The organism is Acinetobacter soli (assembly GCF_000760595.1).
In the GTDB taxonomy this organism is placed as follows: Bacteria; Pseudomonadota; Gammaproteobacteria; order Pseudomonadales; family Moraxellaceae; genus Acinetobacter; species Acinetobacter soli.
On the sequence record NZ_BBNM01000002.1, the window covers coordinates 247,858 to 266,329 of the forward strand.

Consider the following 18,472-nt stretch of genomic DNA (forward strand, 5'->3'; position numbering starts at 1 on the left):
TTATAACTTAACCTGCATTTCTTCCCAATCTTTATAGCTTATTTGTGATTCACCCAATAGTTTCCAAGTAGAGGGTCCAGAAGTTGGACGACCAAATAACATTGCAGCAGGCGTTGAAGAACTAGTAAAAGCGACATCATGAGTAAATTCTATTTTTTCGTCAATGACACGAATCATTCCTTTATCTATTAAAGATTGTCGCTGATTAATGATAAAATTATGTTGCGATGAGGTCTGCTGTTCCTTACCAATAGAACCTTGTCTCACATAAAAAATACCGTCTTTTATATACGCTTTCGCATCTACTTTTTTATCACGGCTTAAAACAAAAAATTCTGCTTCTATTGCTTCATCTATAGTAGAAGCAAATTGAGTATTTGATTGGCTTGGGATTTTTACAACTGGTGTAAGTATGTTCACACCTAATGCAGGTAAAACGAAACTTAAATTATCTAGAAACGTGTCCATATCTGAAATATCAGCATCTGACAACCTTCCTGCATAACTTTTTAATGCTTGTTTATTTTCAATACCATAAAGTGTTTTATCTTTAATAAATTGATAAACTTGATACTCTAAATATGCACAATGCGTTTTAGTTAATGTTGTATCCTTAGATTGCACTAAAATGACTGTATCCCAAAAATCTTTATTATATTCATGGTGTTGCATTCTCTGAATACCATTCACAGTCTCGCCAACATAAACGCTATATTTACCCTCAAGCTCTTGTGCCTTGCTGATCAAAAAATAAATTCCAGAACCATGTGCATCATCTTTTTCAATAAGTTGTTTTAAACTGGCTCTTGGCGCTGCATAAACATAACCTGTCCAATTCATCAGCTCGGCTCTAACAATCCCATTATGCTGACCATCTACATAAAACAAACGAATTTGGCGCCCACGTTTTTGCATTTTTTCCCTTTAAAGTCATAGAATTTATAGAATATTAAACGTAATAAATTTCTTTTAACCTCATATTTATCAGTCAATAATTTGATTTATTTAATATAACTCAATCTATCTTTCTGGATAATTTTATACCGCTCTACAGTCTTTTATATATTAGATTAAAATGGCAAAGCAATTATGGTTAATTTATCAGTTTCTGTATGGAGTTTCCTAAATTTCGACAGCTATCCAACTTTATTTCCATTAGTTTCTATATCTAAAATCGCAACAAATTGACTCCCCTTTCCCCACAGATTATCATTCCCCTACTGGCCTACATTGCCAGTCGGTTTTGACAGACCGTTTCCTAAGAGCACTAAAAGATCAATTCTTTTGGTGTGCACCCCCGTGCTCCCCTCTGCGGTAGAACGGGAGGGGGACACCTTCGGGTGTGCTGATTCTTAGGTTCAGTCTGTCAACCCCCTTTCGTTCTACCACCATAATCAATTGACAGTGATTCGGTAGAACTTCTTAATTACCTAAGGAGTCATAGTCATGACTATTGTTAATCATTTGTCTAACTATTTATCACATCTTTCTATTTTGCCTTTGTACTTATCCAAACGCAGATCACCCATACCTTCATGATCTTTTCTTAAATTAAGATCACGGCATGTTTACGTTTAATTTTTAATATTTGGAATGCTTTTCCATAGGTTCGCTTGCCCAAAAAAATTCTAGCGCCAAAAAAATCATTCCATCATAAAAAATAAGGATAACAATAGATGAAAGGCAAAATACTCGATTATTCCGTTCAAACCAATACCGTCATTATTCGTACCGAAGACCAAAAGCATTATTCATTTTTAGGCGCTGTGTGGCGCGAGTGGATTGTCCCCATGCCGGGCATGCATGTATCTTTTGAATTAGATGCGCAAGGCGAGGTAAGTGAGGTATTTATCGATGAGCCCACCGACGAGCCACTTATTGCGCCAACAGACCATTCACCTACAGCTCTGGCCAAGGCCAACGCCTACAATACACGCGCTGCGCAGCATCAAAAAAATTTAGAAAAACAAGCCTGCTATCGCACCTTGGACTGGGTGTTAAAATGCATAAAGCACAGCTTCGATTTTAAAGGCCGTGCCCGCCGCCGCGAGTACTGGTCATTTATGGGGTGCTATGCCCTGCTCGGCTTAAGCCTGCTGGTGTGTTGCCATGTATTTAACTTGGCAAATAGCCTGTTTTGGGGCGTTATGCTCACTATGCTCATACCTGCACTTGCGGTGAGTGTGCGCCGCCTGCATGACATTAACCGCACGGGGTGGCTATTACTTATCAATTTGGTGCCCATCGTGGGTATTGTGATGGTGATCTTTTTCTTTACCCTTGAAGAAGGCGATACGCACAGCAATCGCTATGGCCCAGCCTCAAAATAAAATGTGTGTTTGGTGTAAGGGATTCAGGAAGTGAGCGGGTTGCATCACTTCCTTCACTGCGCTTACTTTGGCGCATTTTGGTCGGGTTCGTCTTGGGTTTCTGCATCATTTAAAAACTGTGCCGAATGCTTGGGTGCAATTAAGGGCGCCGTAGGCCGTGGGTGGGTATTGGTGTATTGCATGCCCACACTGGCATACATATCGTCGGCTGCAATTTCGGTTTCATAGCGCTCTTCATCGCGCTCACGAATTTCGCGAGTAATCTGCCGAATCTCGCGCTCATCGATGCCCAGCTCTTTCAGCACGGCCCCGCCAAACACAATGGCAGACTCAAAAGTCTCGCGTAAAATATAATCTACATTTTGCTTGACCAAATACAGCGAATGCTCACGGTCGTAAGATCGAACCAGCAGCTTGGCCAGTGGAAACTCATGCTGCACCAGATCGACAATTTGATTGGTCATCTCTTTCTGATTCACACATACCAAGATCGCTTCGGCATGTGCCGCTCCGGAGGCCTGTAAAATATCCAGCCGCGAGCCGTCGCCATAGTAAATTTTAAAACCGAATCTCTCGGCGTTTTTAATCATGTCGATATCGGTATCGATAATGGTCACATCCACCCCGCGTGCCAGTAAAAGCTGACTGGTGACCTGCCCAAAGCGCCCGAAACCAATCAAGAGCACACTGCCGCAAAGGTCTTTAGCCACCTCAACCTCATCCAGTGAATGCTGGCTTTTCTCTTGGGTAAAGCGCTTAAGCAAAATGCCGAGTACCGGTGTAAATACCATCGAGAGCACCACAATGGCAGTCAGATTGGCTTTAGTGCTGGCATCAATCACCTGTGCACTGGCCGCCGCGGCAAACAGTACAAAGGCAAACTCGCCGCCTTGCGCCATCAATACCCCACGATCAAGCGCCTCATGGTGCGAACTGCGGGTCATGCGTGCCACGATATAAATCATGAGGGTTTTTACCGCCATAAAAGCCAGCACTGCCGCCAAAATAAATGGCCAATTCTGCCTTACAACGGTCAGGTCGAGCGACATGCCCACACCCAGAAAAAATAGCCCCAGTAAAATCCCCCGAAAGGGTTCGATATCGGCTTCAATCTGGTGTCGAAATGTCGATTCCGACAGCAACACACCCGCCAAAAATGCACCCATTGCCATAGAAAGCCCACTCACCTGCATCAGTAATGCTGCACCCAGCACCACCAACAGCGCGGCCGCGGTCATCACTTCGCGGGCTTTAGAGGCAGCCAGCAAACGAAACAGCGGATTGAGCAGCCAGTAGCCTGCGGCAATCAGGCCGGCAATAGCAAGTAACCCAATGCCGATACTTTCAAGGCGCGAGCTGGTGGTTTCGATCACGTGCGTAGGCGCCATAAAGGCCACCAAAGCCAGAAGCGGTACAATCAGTAAATCTTCAAACAGCAAAATCGAGACAATTTTTTGCCCTTTGGGCTGGTTCAGATCGCCACGGTCACCCAGAAGCTGCATCACAATGGCTGTAGAGGTCAGTACAAAGCCTGCCGCCGCAATAAACGCAATTTGCCACTTCAGGCCAAACAGCATGGCGGTGCCGGTCAATGCCAGCGCACAGGCCACAATTTGCAAGGTGCCCAAACCAAAAATTTGACGGCGCAGCCCCCACAAATGCGAAGGTTGCATTTCAAGCCCGATAATAAACAGGTACATCACAATGCCCAGTTCGGCAATGTGTAAAATAGAAGCCGGATCTTGAAAAAACGCCAGCCCAAATGGCCCGATCACCAACCCCGCAATCAGATACCCCAGTACCGAGCCAAGACCAAGCCGCTTAAATATCGGCACCGCAATAACGGCCGCCGCCAGCAACACCACAGGCGCCAACAAACCAATCGAATGCGCTTCCTCGCTCATGCTGTTTTTCTCTTTTTTATGTTTCTTGGTTTGACTATAGGGCGAAATGCATGAATTCAAAAGCACAATTTTTTTCTATGTAAGCCAGTATGCGCTGCAATTGCACACAGTTTATGCAGATAACACCGCGCAATACTTGACCTTTGCTAAGCTTCCTGTAAAATTCAGCCTATTCAAAGATGCCGGCATAGCTCAGTTGGTAGAGCAACTGACTTGTAATCAGTAGGTCCACAGTTCGAATCCGTGTGCCGGCACCATCTTCCCTTCTGTTGTTCTTCTCTTTCTCTAATTTATTTTCTTCGCTTATTGCTTTTCTGCGGCAATTTCGACGTAACGAATCACGCCATCGTCATATAAATATCGACATAGCTTCGCGGTCATCTGTATTTTAAGCAGGTCGAGTGTGTGATCTGGTGTACCCTGCCGCTGTGTAATGTAGTCTGCAAATCCGTTTAAAACCGGTGTACTGATATCACGCAGTGATAACAATTTAAAGCCTTGCTGCTCAAGGCTTTGCTCAAGGCGTTGCTGGTCGTGTAATTGTCTTAAATCGACATCGGCCGCCCGAAGCAGATAATAATATTTCTGTTTTTGCCACATCGATAATTTATACCACTGCGCTGAAAGCATCAGGGTATGAAAGCCCAGCCGTCCGTGTGTGGCAAGTACGCGTTTGCTAGACGTTAAAAATGCCGCCAAAGGGCTGTGATAGGCAGCATCGATACATAAAGCCACATCGAAGGGCTGCGAAAAAACAGCCGGATCGAGCGCCAGAAAAGACCCTTGTAATACCTGATCGACTGCAGCCAGTTGGCTTTGCACCCGCTTTACCTGTGCCAGCTGTAATTCCACGCCCGTGACATGCTGAACATGATGCACGCTGAGCCAGTGCTGTAAGCTGGCGCCCTGACCACAGCCCAGATCGAGCAGGCGGTCATGCGGCTTTAAGCTGACCGCAGCGGCCAGTTGATCGGCCAGTTGTGCACAGGCCGTTGGGTAGTCGGCGGTCTCTTTCCAGTACCCCAGATTACTCCATGCCAGTGCGCGCGCATCGCCCAGCGCCGCCGCATTGATGGCATATTTATGCGGTAGGCGACGTGTCAGGGCGTGCGGTAGCTTCATGGTTTACTCACCTAATAACCAGACTTAATAGCCCAGTTGCGGTGCCACTTCTACTTTAGGTTTAACCCCGACAAATGGCAGCGGCGCACCAAAAATTTCTGCAATATTCATGGCAGAGGTCACTGCCGATTCTAAAATCGGTAAGCCATCACACGACCACGAACCACAGTAAAACACTTTACGATCTGGATCTTTATGGCGCTGTTGCAGCTCTTGGTTAAGCGCTACAGTTTGCGAATCGACCACGGCACGCGTCAGCTTCACCGACGAAATCACTTTTTTCGGATCGATTGGAGTAACCGGGCGCCACGTTTGAAATACGGGAGATTTACCCACTAAACTTGGCTCGACGGCGTTCATCCATACAGTAAACTGTTGACGGGTAAACTTGCGGTCCATCATGTAGCTCAGTACTGACCAGTCCTTACGTTTTGGCGGCATTACGGTGCTATCGGTATGAATCACCAGATCGCCCTGCTCAAAACGGAATTGCTTTAACAGCGCCAAATCGTCTGCAAACTGTGTAGTATTTAAAAACACATCAATTTTATCGGTTGGTGTGGCCACCACCACACGATCAAAAAACTGCTGTTCGCCCTGATCATTTTCGACCAGTACTTTTTCGCCTTGCTGTTCAACCTTCACAATCGCAGAGCCACTACGGATGTCGATACCTTGAATCAAACGGTCGACAAATGCCGGCGTGCCACCTTGCATACGCAGCAAGGCATCGCCATCGGTCAACTGACGTAAAAAGGTCAAAAGTGGTTTTGCAGGCCAGTCGCCAATGGTTTTGGGGTTACAGGTACAGATGGTATACAGCACCGGCATCACGGCGCCGTGCCAAAACACTTCTTCGATATCGTTTTGGTTAATAAACTCGGCAAGGGTAATATCTTGATTTTTAGATTTAAAAAACTGGTTAATCGCGGTTTTTAGCTGCAACATACCTTTGACCAGTCGCCAGCCATACTGCTTGATGCCCTTACGGTTGTTAATGATTGGAAAATTTCCAATGCGGCTACGCGTTGTAGTCAACCATGTTTCGGTTTTGTCTTCAAACAACCAGCTACACGCCATGTAGGTACGTACCGGAAACATGGTCATACCCAGATGCGTGGCCAAACTTAAGGTATTTTTCCATAAATACGGATTCATCACACGCAGAGGCGCATCGATGTTTCCCCCCTCAAATTCAATACTATGGCTATCCATTCCTCGACCAGGAAGGGCTTCAAATATCGTGATTGCATGTCCTGCATCTTTTAAAATTCTTGCGGTCGCAAGGCCTGCCATGCCGCTACCTATAATTGCGATATCCAAAATGATGTTCCATTCGTGAGAATATTTCTTTTGATTATGACCCACAAAATCTTAAAATGCGGTATTAAAAACTACCAGATTTAAGGGTTTTGTGCGGCGCGCCTCCTGCAATCTTTTGAGGTTTTTCATATACATATTGAAACAATTCACTAATAAAGTATTACAGATATAAAAATGGCACTCAAAACTCTGCTTTATTTAAAAAGCTGATAAAAAAAAGTAAGATAAATTAACCAATTTTTTTGTAACAGCACTTTCATCATCATAAATTTTGAGCTATCATGCTTCAAAAATGAGAACCACATCACATTAATTAAATGAGGGTTCCAAACAATCAGTGCATGAAAATAATGAAACAACAGCGTACGGCTCTTTATCAAAATTGATAAAGGGCTTTTTCTTTGGCTCTGCTTCAACGTCCTGAATACAGCACGGTGTATGACGAGCATTTGGCGTTGACCAAACTGATCAGGCTGCTCCTGCCTTCGGGTTTTGTCGAACAATAAAAAACCCGTTATGAATGGGCATAACGGGTTTTAAAGGATCAGCTATGAAACCTACTCAGAAACATCGATACACAGGTATTTCATTTCCAAATATTCTTCAATTCCGTGCTGGGAACCTTCACGACCTAAACCGGACTGTTTTACCCCACCAAATGGTGCCACTTCATTGGAAATAGCGCCGGTATTGACCCCAACCATTCCATACTCAAGTGCTTCGCCCACGCGCCACTGACGCGCTGCGTTTTGGGTAAACACATACGCAGCCAGACCAAACTCGGTATCGTTGGCCATTTCAATGGCTTGCGCTTCGGTTTCAAAGCGGAATAACGCAGCCAGCGGGCCAAAGGTTTCTTCTTTAGCAACACGCATGTCTTGGGTAACACCACTGAGTACCGTCGGTTCAAAGAAGGTGCCGCCCTGCGGCGCGAGTTTGCCGCCGATTTCGACCTTAGCGCCCTTTTGGGTGGCATCGTCGATATGCGACTGCACTTTGGCTACGGCACGCTCGTCGATCAGTGGCCCTTGCGTCACGCCATCTTCACGGCCATCGCCCACACGTAAGCCTGCCACAACTTGAGTCAGACGTTCGGTCAACTGGTCATAAATACCCGCTTGAACGTAAATACGGTTGGCACAGACACAGGTTTGACCGCTGTTACGGAATTTGCTGGCCATAATGCCTGCAACCGCCTGCTCTAGGTTGGCATCGTCAAAAATGATCACCGGCGCATTACCGCCCAGCTCGAGCGAGAGTTTCTTGATGCTTGGTGCGCACTGCTGCATCAAGATACGGCCCACTGGCGTAGAACCTGTAAAGCTGAGCTTTCTGACCACATCGCTTTCACACAGGGTTTTGCCCACTTCCACTGCATCACCGCTAATGTTGAGCAATACATCTTGTGGCAAGCCTGCTTTTAAAGCCAGTACTTCGAGCGCATAGGCTGTCAGTGGTGTCAGGTCTGCCGGCTTCACCAGCATTGAGCATCCGGCAGCAATGGCCGGCGCTGCTTTACGGGTGATCATGGCCGCCGGGAAGTTCCACGGTGTGATGGCTGCCGTAACACCAATGCCCTGCTTGATCACCAGTAAACGCTGATGCGCAACGGTTGGCGGTAAAATTTCGCCATCAATGCGGCGCGCCTGCTCTGCAAACCAGCGAATAAACGAAGCAGCATAACCAATTTCACCACGCGCTTCTGCCAGTGGCTTGCCTTGCTCGGCAGTTAAAATCTGTGCCAGATCTTCCTTATGCTCAAGCATAAGATGGTGCCACGCCCACAAGATATCGGCGCGCTGCAAGGCGGTTTGGGTTTTCCACGCCGCTTGCGCTTTTTCCGAACGTTGAATTGCGGCTTCTACAGCGGCACGGTCACTGGTTTTTACCCAAGCCAGTGATGCACCTGTCGCGGCATCTTTGACCTCAATTGCTGTGCCTGTTGCAGGTGCAGTAAACGAGATATCCGGATGTGCGAGTAAATACTGTAAACTTTCTTGAATCATGCTGTTTGTCCAACTGCTGTGCTGTGGGTTTCTGCATTCAACGCTAAAACACCTTGTTTCAAGATTTCAAGACCAGAACGGAACTGTTCAGTCGGAATCGTCAATGGATACAAGAAACGGATGACGTTGGCATACTTACCACAGGTAAGTAATAACAAGCCATGCTCCATGGCATAGGTTTGTACGGCTTTGGCCTGTTCCGCTGTTTCAAATTCTGCGGCAACCATTGAGCCTAAAGCACGAATATCGATAATCGCCTGATCGGTTGCTTGCTGAAGCTGCTCAAGTACGCTCACCAGCTCTGCACCGAGTACATTGGCACGTTCGCACAGTTGCTCTTCTTCGATGGCATCAATCACCGCGTGTGCTGCTGCAACCGCAATTGGGTTACCTGCATAGGTTCCGCCCAAACCACCCGGGTTTGGTGCATCCATCACTTCTGCACGGCCAACGACGCCTGAGATCGGGAAACCACCGCCCAAGCTCTTGGCCATGGTGATGAGATCTGCTTTGGTTTCGTAATGATCCATCGCATAAACTTTACCTGTACGGGCAAAACCACTTTGTACTTCATCGGCAATCAGTAAAATACCGTGTTTGTCGCAAAGTGCGCGCACGCGTTTTAAGAAATCGGCCGGTACAATATTAAAGCCGCCTTCGCCCTGTACTGGCTCAAGTACAATCGCTGCAACGTCGTGCGGTGCAACGTCTTCACTGAAAATGTTGTCGATACTTTCCATTGCGGCATCGACAGTAATACCACGTGATGCAACTGGATAGCGCGCATGGAACACACCGCCCGGCATTAAACCGAAATCGCGTTTGTAAGGTGCTGTTTTACCGGTCATGGCCATCGTCATGAATGAACGGCCGTGAAACGCATTACCAAAGGTAATGATGCCTTGGCGACCCGTGTATGAGCGTGCGATTTTAACTGCATTTTCAACCGCTTCTGCACCTGTAGTGAAAAATGCGGTTTTGGCAGGGCCTGCAATCGGTGCAAGTGCATTGATACGCTCTGCAAGCGATACATAGCTTTCGTATGGTGTAACCTGATAAGCAGTATGTGTGAATTTTTCAAGCTGTGCTTGAACGGCAGCAATCACTTTCGGATGACGATGACCCGTATTTAACACCGCAATACCGCCTGCAAAATCGGTAAAGGCATTGCCTTGTGCATCCCAGATTGTGGCGTTTTCAGCCTTGTCTGCATACCACTGGCACATCACACCCACACCACGTGGAGTTGCTTGCTGTTTACGCTGATTAAGTGCAGAATGTTTAGTGTCCATCTATCTATCCTCTAGTGTTATTCATTACAGCTTTGGTCACACATTCCCGCCATCTTTTACAGGATGCTTTACAATAGCTGTCTACCACTGTAATTTCGCGCGTCTTGCGTCGACTGACGAGAGCCATTTATCAACTCAGGGAGAGAGCCAATTGCGTAGTTTGCTGGGCGATCATTTATTACAACGTTTACAACAAGATGTAGACGGAAAACTTCATCAACGTTTATTTCGCTGTTTGCAAGGCGCAATTGTTGAAGGTGTTATACCCCCAAAAACGCGTTTGCCGGCTTCACGTGACCTCGCCAAAGAAATTCATGTTTCACGAAATACAGTGTTATCGGCCTATGAACAGCTTCAGGCTGAAGGCTATTTGGAGGCAAAAACCGGACATGGCACATGGGTGGCCGAGCAGTTACCCGAAGCCTTTTTAAACACGCCCAACGGCAAACAGCGCGTGGGGCTGCGGAATCCGCCGCGCTCGTATCAATTGTCGCAGCGCGGTAGCCAACTGATTGGTTATGCTGGTGCCTCGCCTTACCAATGGGGTGCATTTGTGCCAGGTGCGCCAGATGTGACCGAATTCCCACATCATATTTTTAGCCGTATTCAGGCGCGGTTAAGTCGCGAGCCAGATATTCATCACCTGATTTACAGTAATGCAGGCGGTTGCACCGAACTGCGTAGCGCCTTGGCCGATTATCTGCGCGTGGCGCGCTCGGTACAGTGTGATCCCGATCAGATCATTATTACCGAAGGTATTCATCAGGCGATTGATCTGGTGTCGCGTGCGCTGAGCGATATTGGCGATCCGGTCTGGATTGAAGATCCGGCCTATTGGGGCATGCGCAATACATTGCGCATCAATGGACTGAATATTCAGCCCATGCCGGTCGATGCCGATGGTATTGTTCCCAAGCAGTATCCCGAAGAGCCCCCCAAACTGATTTTTGTGACGCCGTCGCATCAGTATCCGCTGGGGTCGCATCTGAGTCTTGAGCGCCGCAAATCTTTGCTCAATTTGGCCAAGCGCTACGGTAGCTGGATTGTAGAAGACGATTACGACAGTGAATTTCGTTTTTCTGGGCAGCCTTATCCGTCTTTACAGGGCCTTGAAAGCGATGCGCCCGTAATTTATATGGGCACCTTTAGTAAAACCATTTACCCTGCCTTACGCATTGGCTATTTGGTGGTGCCAAAGCCACTGTTTTCATCTTTACGGATATTGGCTGCCGAGCTTTATCGCGGCGGGCATTTGCTTGAGCAAAAGGCATTGGCCGAGTTTATTCGTGAAGGCCACTACGAAGCACACATTCGCCGTATGCGGCTGTTGTACGGCAAACGGCGTGCTTATCTGGTCGATCTGATCAAGCGTTATTTAGGCCCAGAATTTTTGCATGAATACAACGATGATTCTGGTTTGCATTTGGTGCTTAAATTGCCCGACAATTGCGATGACGTTGCGGTTGCCTCGGCTGCACTCGAGCGGGGCATTAAGGTTCGGGCATTGTCGCAATATTATATGCATGCGCATGCCCACGCCGAACGTGGCCTACTGATGGGCTTTGCCTGTGTGAGTGAAAAAGACATGGTCATGGCCTTTGGGGTGTTGCTACAGTGTTTGCGCGAAGCCAATATTCCAACCCGCTCATAACGGCAAGCCAGCAGAATTGACAGATAAAAAAAAAAAGAACCTCTTCAAGAGGTTCTTTTTTTGAGCCAGATGATTTAGCTGACTGAGTTTTTATTTTCTTGCAGCATGTGTTGGCGAGCTTCCTTTCCCCAGTTAAATTTGTGGGTCAGTACGCCCAGCGCCACAATCACCAGCGCCAGTCCTGTGGTGTAAATCACCTCTTTAAAATATGTTCCTTCAATCAACATGGTCACAATCGCACCAATGATGATGAAAATGACCAGATAGGTTAACCATGGAAATAACCACATTTTAAAGTCGATGGCTTTACCTTCGGCTTCGATTTTCTTACGCATGCGTAGTTGAGAAAATGCCACGGCAAGGTACACATACAATGCCACCGTGCCGGTTGCCAGCATAAGAACATCGTATACATTCATGCTTTCACTGGCTGTGAGGTACACCGCCACGATAGAGAAAATACTTGAGAAAATGACCCCAACCCACGGACTGCTGTTGCGGTTGGTTTTTGAAAACGCTTTTGGTGCATCGCCACGCTTAGACAATGAAAACATCATGCGTGAGCAGGTATAAAGTGCCGAGTTAAAGCAGCTACACACCGAAGTCAGTACCACAAAGTTCACAATATGACGCGCTTCTGGAATACCAAGCGCAGACAGCGTGACGCTATAGGTTCCCCATGTTGGGTCTTTTAACAATGGATTGTTGTGTGGAATCAAGCACACAGTGATAAACATCGAGCCGACATAAAACAGGATAATCCGCCACACAATCGAATTTGAGGCTTTACGGATTTCACGTGCCGGATTTTTTGATTCTGCGGCTGCAACGGTCACAATCTCGGCGCCCATATAGGCAAACATGACTCCAAGCAATGCAGTGACTACCGATGAAAAGCCCCCGGGCATAAAGCCTTGTGCAGTTAAGTTGGTAATGCCTGCTACAGCAGGTTCACCCCATGGCCATAAATGCATAATAGCCAAGCTTCCCACGACCAAGAACAATACAATTGCAATAACTTTGATCAAGGCAAACCAGAATTCAAATTCACCGTAGTTTTTCACGTCTTGCAGATTGACCCAGACCAAGCCAATAATCACCATCAGCATATAGCCCCAAATGGGGATAAACGGGAACCAGCTGTTGAGAATCTTACCGGCCACATAGGCTTCCCAACCCATGAGTAAAGTCCAGAAACACCAATACAGCCAGCCAATGGTAAAACCAGCCCAACGACCAATCGCACGATCGGCATAAGTAGAAAATGATCCGCTGTCTGGATTCATGACTGCCATTTCACCGAGCATTCGCATAATCAGTAAAACCAGCAATCCCCCAATGGCATAAGCTAAAATCGCTGCGGGGCCCGCAGAATAAATCACACTGCCCGAGCCCACAAATAAAGCGCCGCCAATCACGCCGGCAATTGAAATCATGGTGAGGTGACGCGACTTCAAGCCACTTTTAAGCCCTTCGGCTTGGCCTGATTCAGTCGCTGTTTTGAGCGCTGCCATAACTATTTTCCTTAATACCTCAAAAGCAGAGGCCTGCAACATCGCCTTTGCAGTGCGCCTCTCCTTTTAACCTGTTGTTGACTGGGCCGTGCCGGCTTTAACTGCCTGTATAAGGCCCAATCGAACGTTTCCGTATGCATACTTCTAATGAATCTAATGTGTCTTTTTGGTGGCCAATAAACGAGAGCCATTTGTCTATGGTAATTGGGGGCCAATCTTGTTTTTTTGCACCAAAATAGTGCTAAAAAATGATTCGGATCAGTGCGCTCCTAAACGCGCTACGGTTAATTGAATGTTTTGATTTATTATTTTTACTTATCGCGCTTCGATATTTTCTTTAATTTAAGTAAAAAATAGTGTGTACGATATCGCTCAGATCATCATATTTTCAAAAAATATAAAAATTTAGAGATAAAAAAACCTCACGCAAGGTGAGGTTTTTAAGTCATGTATTTTAGAACGGTAAGTCGTCGTCTAGATCTGCTGGAGCAGGTTGCTGTGGCGCTTTAGGTGCATAACCACCTTGATTGCCCGCAGCATTGTTGCCATAACCGCCACCTTGATTGGCACCAGCGTTGTTTTTGTTGTTATAACCACCGCCTTGGTTGTTGTAGCCGGTGTTTTGCAGCGGTGCATTGTTGTTAAAGCGTGGCTGGTTGTAGTCCTGACCACCACCCATAGGCTGCTCGCCTTGGCTACGTGTATCAAGCATTTGCATCTGGTCGCCACGAATTTCGGTGGTATAGCGCTCTTGACCGTTTTGATCTGTCCACTGGCGGGTACGTAACGAACCCTCAATGTACACTTTTGAACCTTTACGCAGGTATTGCTGTGCAATTTCACCTAAACGGTTATTCAACACAATACGATGCCATTCGGTTTGCTCTTTACGCTCACCCGTACTTTTATCTGTCCACGATTCGCTGGTTGCAATCGAAAATTGAGTCAATGACCCGCCATTTGGAAACGTTTTGGTTTCCGGGTCACGGCCCAAGGTCCCAACTAAAATTACTTTATTCACACCACGCATGAGCTTTAATCTTCCTATCTATTTCTGTCTTTTACTTTATAAGAGTTATGATTAAATGGCTACCTCTGACCCCAACAACTGCGTTAAATGTTGTCGCGCAGCATCATCGATGACGCGTTTATCCACTTTTATATACGCTACACGCTGTTCGGTCATCACCACGACTTCTTCAATTCCGCGGATCGCCAGCAGTTTCGACGTCCACTCGGCTGTGTGAGTTACCTCAGGTAAAGGCAATACAATCGACGACAAATAGCGCGGCTGCGCCAACCCGAAGCTCACCAGCAACCACAGTATAGCAATCGCGGCCAAGATACTCCAACCCAGTGAAGTGTTGTGCAGCATCAGCAATTGTCCACCCAGCGTACCACCAAAAAAGGCACCCAAAAACTGGCTACTGGCATTGATGCCCATAGCAGTGGCTTTAGATTGAATCGGGGCAGATTTCGATAACCAAGACGGTAACAGCGCTTCCATCACGTTAAATGCAATAAAGAAAATACCCAAGCCTGTTAAGAGTACATACTTCGACTCATAACCAAAAATCAGAATGAGCAAACCTGCAATAATACCGGCAATGGCGGTCAGGAAGATGCCGCGCATTTTGCGATATTTTTCTGCCACAATGATACTTGGAAAAGCAAAAAACAAACTCACCACAAGTAGCGGCAAATACACTAAGCCATGTTTGGAAAGTGGAATATCGGCAAACTCAATCAGTTGAGAAGGCACATAAATAAACATCGCGGTAAGTAACAAATGCAGTGAAAATACCGACACATGCAAGCGGTTTAAATCGCCCATCTTGATAACTTGTTTAAGCTGAGCCAGATAACCCTGCTGATAATTTTTATGATGACGCGTGACTTTAGGCACCAACAGCAGCATCGAAATTGCCACCAGTCCCATCAGGGTGGTGACCCAGAATAGTCCGGAAATGCCCACCAGACTGGTGAGCCAAGGCCCTAGGCTAAACGCCACCACAAAAGATAAACCAATACTCATGCCCATCGCGGCCATGGCTTTGGTACGCTGCTCTTCACGTGTTACATCGGCCAGCAAGGCCATGACGACCGCCGATACAGCCCCGGCGCCTGCAATGGCACGCCCGATGATCACGCCATAAATGGTGTCCGACATGGCCGCGACCGCGCCGCCCAAAGCAAACAGCAACAAACCCAGCACCACGAGCGGTTTACGGCTAAAGCGGTCGGCTATCAGACTAAACGGAATTTGCAAAATGGCCTGACTCAAACCATAAATACCGACTGCAAGACCAATTAAGGCGGGCGTTGCGTATTGATAGGACTGCCCTGCAATTGAAAATACAGGAATAATCATGAACAGACCCAACATACGCAAGGCAAAAATACTGCTTAATGCAAAGGTTGAGCGACGCTCCAACGCATTCATCATATCGACACGCTTATCTAAACTTAATCAAATTATAGAGGATTCAAGATTAAACTTCGCCTAAATTGACGAAATTCTGATACCTGATAAAAAAGGGTGCCGAAGCACCCTTTTTAGACTACGCAAGCTAACTGAAAGCCAGCTTAATCGGTTTGCGCGTGATGCTTGCTGTATCGAATCGAAGCCAAGACAGCCCACACAATAAACGCAACCCCAATCAACCCTGTGACCACCTCAGGTACGTGTACACCAGTCCCACTTGCCAGCATGATAAAAGCCAAGGCACCAATGGCATAATGCGCACCGTGCTCGAGGTAAATGTATGCATCGAGAGTGCCCTTTTCGACCAGATAAACGGTCATCGAGCGCACAAAAATGGCACCAATGGCCAGACCGAGCATAATAATCACCACATCGCTGGTAATGGCAAAAGCACCAATCACACCGTCGAAACTGAACGATGCATCGAGCACTTCAAGATATAAGAAACCACCAAAACCCGCTTTAATCACACCCTTAGATGCCCCAGAAGCATCATGCGATACTGCATTGCCATTTTCATCAATTTCAGGCTCGCCGCCGAGTAAGTGACTCAACACCTGAACACCGATATAGACCACCAGCCCCCAGATACCCGCCATCGTCACCACAAGGCGTTTGTCGTCGGCCACATAGGTTGCCATGATCAGCAGCGCAACCAAGGCAATAAAGACCGACATTGCTGGCACATTGGCCAGATTGGCCAGCTTGGCTTCAATCCATTTAAACCAGTGAGTGTCTTTGCCGTCGTCGAAAAAGAAGTTTAAAAACACCATGAGCAGGAACGTTCCACCAAATGCTGCAATTTCAGCATGATGTTCCATCAGGCGTGCAGAATAGGTTTTTGGATCATTCAGTGCCATTTGGGCCACTTCAATCATGCCCATGTCGGCGGTGACCGCCACGATGGCCACCGGAAAAATCAAACGCATGCCAAATACGGCAATTAAGATGCCGACAGTGAGAAAAAGCATTTTCCAAAAATGATCCCAACCACGCAAAACAGACGCATTGACGACTGCATTATCAAACGACAGCGACACTTCCATCACCGCCAGAATAGCGGTAATGGTGAGTGCTTTAAACATGGTCGAAATGCCTGCTTCCGGACCATGGGTATAGCCCCAATACGCCGATAACGCCAGACAGATGACGGTAAAGAAAATGGAAAAACGAAAATGCTTCATGAATGCCCTAAATCAAAATAAGATCAAGTATTAGAATTTCGGGATGTATTATGCGCGTTTTTTAGCTGAAAGCAGATGACATTTATCACTTTTACGCAAAATATTAAGTCTAAATTAATAAAGTGGTTTACAACGCTCACGCCGATCGATTTTTGTTATAGTTCTTGGCACGCAAAAAATCGGATTTAGAGCAGACGACTTATGAGCTTTACTCAATTACTTTGGCAAAAAAATACCGCGTTATATGAGCAGATCCTCAATTTACCGTTTAATCAGGAACTGGCTGCTGGCACATTGGCGCCTGAGGCATTTTGTCATTATGTGATTCAGGATGCGCATTATTTGTTGGCCTATGGTCGTGCCTTGGCAGTGGCAGCCGCCAAAGCTTACGATGCAGACGACGTGATGCAGTTTTCTGAAGCTGCTAAAATCGCGATTGTGGTTGAGCGTAGTCTGCACAATGACTTTATGACGGCATTTAATGTGAGTAAAGAAACCTTTGAGTCGACACCACTAACTTTGGCTTGTCATCATTACACGTCATTTTTAACCGCAACGGCGTGGTCTGAAAGTTATCCTGTGGTATTGGCAGCGCTCCTGCCCTGTTTCTGGATTTATGCCGAAGTTGGCCGTGCCATTGTCAGTCAGTCGGTGCCGAATAATCCGTATCAGGCATGGATTGATACCTATGCGGGTGAAGAATTTCACACTGCCGTGCGTAATGTGATTGCAACCGTCGATAAGGTTGCAGCGCGTTGCGATGCCGATACGCTAGAAAAAATGCATGCGGCCTATACCATGGGTGCCAAGCTGGAATGGCTGTTTTGGGATAGCGCCTACCATCAGCGTCAGTGGTTAGGCTTATCCAACTAAAATCATCTATAAAAAGTGAGTCACAAATTGAATCTGCTGTTATGGCAAGATTAAAGTTCGGTTTGTGTACTCACTGCATGATGAAAAACATAGGGATCTGAAATTAATTCGTATTGCTCATCATCTGGATACGTGACTGCAATCTGATAATCGTCACCTGCAAATGCCTTGATTGAGCTTAAATCATCCCAGTAAGTCGCCAGAAAAAAATGGGCCCACTGATTCTGAATAACCTGTTTTACAAAAGCACCCTGATTTCCTGCAATCGTCTTTGCATGTTTTACGCCTGTACGCTGCAAATGTAAGGCAAAGCCTTCAGCATGTAGTAGTGGTACACATCCATGCCATGTTCTGACGATCATTTCGGTCATCTCCTCTATATATTAAATACACGATGATTCATATTAATTAAAATAAGTATTCCAGCCCAATAACAGAAGACCTGCAGCCAGTACCCACGCCAGTGTCGCCAGACTTAAGCACCACCCAATCGAGACCCGTTCAGCCAGAAAATACACCATCCCCAGATAGATTGCATAGGGAATCAATGACCATAAACCAAATAGCGCCGTTTTACGCAGTGCCTCAGCACCTTGCTGACCAAATACAATGATATGCGCAATCAAAGCAAAGGTCGGAAAAAGCGGCACCAAGCCCGCAATATAAAAGGTTTTGCTTTTAGATAAAATAGAAATGAGCAGCACAACTGCTGCACCTAGGGTGCATTTAAAAAACAAACCAAGCATGCCAATACGTCACTTTATTTGCTGAGTCGAAACAACATATGC

At 46.6% G+C, this 18,472-nt stretch carries 15 protein-coding genes and 1 tRNA gene; 4 read left to right on the forward strand and 12 right to left on the reverse strand.

What is annotated here, in order from left to right; all coding sequences use genetic code 11:
• On the reverse strand, positions 1-915 hold the full coding sequence (locus tag Aso01_RS03550; RefSeq protein ID WP_004934071.1) for a GIY-YIG nuclease family protein: 915 nt from the start codon (positions 913-915) through the stop codon (positions 1-3).
• Between the two features lie 761 nt (positions 916-1,676).
• Here Aso01_RS03550 and Aso01_RS03555 point away from each other — a divergent pair.
• Positions 1,677-2,330, forward strand: a complete 654-nt coding sequence (locus Aso01_RS03555; protein WP_004934068.1) for a DUF805 domain-containing protein — start codon at positions 1,677-1,679, stop codon at positions 2,328-2,330.
• A 62-nt stretch (positions 2,331-2,392) separates the two neighbouring features.
• On the opposite strand, the gene Aso01_RS03560 is transcribed toward Aso01_RS03555, so the two are convergent.
• On the reverse strand, positions 2,393-4,234 hold the full coding sequence (locus tag Aso01_RS03560) for a monovalent cation:proton antiporter-2 (CPA2) family protein (RefSeq protein ID WP_004934065.1): 1,842 nt from the start codon (positions 4,232-4,234) through the stop codon (positions 2,393-2,395).
• 181 nt (positions 4,235-4,415) lie between these two features.
• On the opposite strand from Aso01_RS03560, the gene Aso01_RS03570 reads away from it, so the two are divergent.
• Positions 4,416-4,491 (forward strand) — tRNA-Thr (locus Aso01_RS03570).
• 46 nt (positions 4,492-4,537) lie between these two features.
• Here the strand turns inward: Aso01_RS03570 and Aso01_RS03575 are convergent.
• The 4 genes from Aso01_RS03575 to gabT form a co-directional block, all read right to left on the reverse strand.
• Positions 4,538-5,356, reverse strand: a complete 819-nt coding sequence (locus Aso01_RS03575; RefSeq protein WP_004934062.1) for a methyltransferase domain-containing protein — start codon at positions 5,354-5,356, stop codon at positions 4,538-4,540.
• A 24-nt stretch (positions 5,357-5,380) separates the two neighbouring features.
• Positions 5,381-6,679 (reverse strand): FAD-dependent oxidoreductase, encoded by a 1,299-nt coding sequence (locus tag Aso01_RS03580; protein ID WP_039909778.1) that lies wholly within the window; start codon positions 6,677-6,679, stop codon positions 5,381-5,383.
• A gap of 557 nt (positions 6,680-7,236) precedes the next feature.
• Positions 7,237-8,685, reverse strand: coding sequence for an NAD-dependent succinate-semialdehyde dehydrogenase (locus Aso01_RS03585; RefSeq protein WP_004934057.1), 1,449 nt, complete (start codon positions 8,683-8,685; stop codon positions 7,237-7,239).
• The gene (gene gabT, locus Aso01_RS03590; RefSeq protein ID WP_004934054.1) at positions 8,682-9,977 is read right to left on the reverse strand and encodes a 4-aminobutyrate--2-oxoglutarate transaminase; all 1,296 of its coding nucleotides are present in this window, start codon (positions 9,975-9,977) and stop codon (positions 8,682-8,684) included. Before gabT ends, Aso01_RS03585 begins: the two co-directional genes overlap by 4 nt.
• Before the next feature lie 151 nt (positions 9,978-10,128).
• Between gabT and pdxR the strand changes: the two genes are divergently transcribed.
• A complete protein-coding gene (gene pdxR, locus Aso01_RS03595) occupies positions 10,129-11,628 on the forward strand; it encodes a MocR-like pyridoxine biosynthesis transcription factor PdxR (RefSeq protein ID WP_004934051.1) in 1,500 nt (499 codons plus the stop codon).
• 74 nt (positions 11,629-11,702) lie between these two features.
• Here pdxR and Aso01_RS03600 read toward each other — a convergent pair whose 3' ends face one another.
• From Aso01_RS03600 to Aso01_RS03615, 4 genes are all read right to left on the reverse strand, one after another.
• Complete coding sequence (locus Aso01_RS03600) at positions 11,703-13,142, reverse strand: amino acid permease (protein WP_004934048.1); 1,440 nt, start codon at positions 13,140-13,142, stop codon at positions 11,703-11,705.
• Between the two features lie 454 nt (positions 13,143-13,596).
• Complete coding sequence (gene ssb / locus Aso01_RS03605) at positions 13,597-14,172, reverse strand: single-stranded DNA-binding protein (protein WP_004934045.1); 576 nt, start codon at positions 14,170-14,172, stop codon at positions 13,597-13,599.
• 51 nt (positions 14,173-14,223) lie between these two features.
• Positions 14,224-15,588, reverse strand: a complete 1,365-nt coding sequence (locus Aso01_RS03610; RefSeq protein ID WP_004934041.1) for an MFS transporter — start codon at positions 15,586-15,588, stop codon at positions 14,224-14,226.
• A gap of 140 nt (positions 15,589-15,728) precedes the next feature.
• Entirely contained in the window at positions 15,729-16,811 is a 1,083-nt protein-coding gene (locus Aso01_RS03615) for a DUF475 domain-containing protein (protein WP_004934038.1), read from the reverse strand.
• Between the two features lie 201 nt (positions 16,812-17,012).
• Between Aso01_RS03615 and tenA the strand changes: the two genes are divergently transcribed.
• Positions 17,013-17,684, forward strand: coding sequence for a thiaminase II (gene tenA / locus Aso01_RS03620; RefSeq protein ID WP_004934034.1), 672 nt, complete (start codon positions 17,013-17,015; stop codon positions 17,682-17,684).
• A gap of 50 nt (positions 17,685-17,734) precedes the next feature.
• Here the strand turns inward: tenA and Aso01_RS03625 are convergent, their stop codons facing one another.
• Together Aso01_RS03625 and Aso01_RS03630 are read right to left on the reverse strand one after the other, a co-directional pair.
• Positions 17,735-18,046, reverse strand: a complete 312-nt coding sequence (locus Aso01_RS03625; RefSeq protein WP_004934031.1) for a hypothetical protein — start codon at positions 18,044-18,046, stop codon at positions 17,735-17,737.
• 42 nt (positions 18,047-18,088) lie between these two features.
• The gene (locus Aso01_RS03630) at positions 18,089-18,430 is read right to left on the reverse strand and encodes a GlpM family protein (protein WP_004934029.1); all 342 of its coding nucleotides are present in this window, start codon (positions 18,428-18,430) and stop codon (positions 18,089-18,091) included.
• Positions 18,431-18,472: the final 42 nt, after the last annotated feature.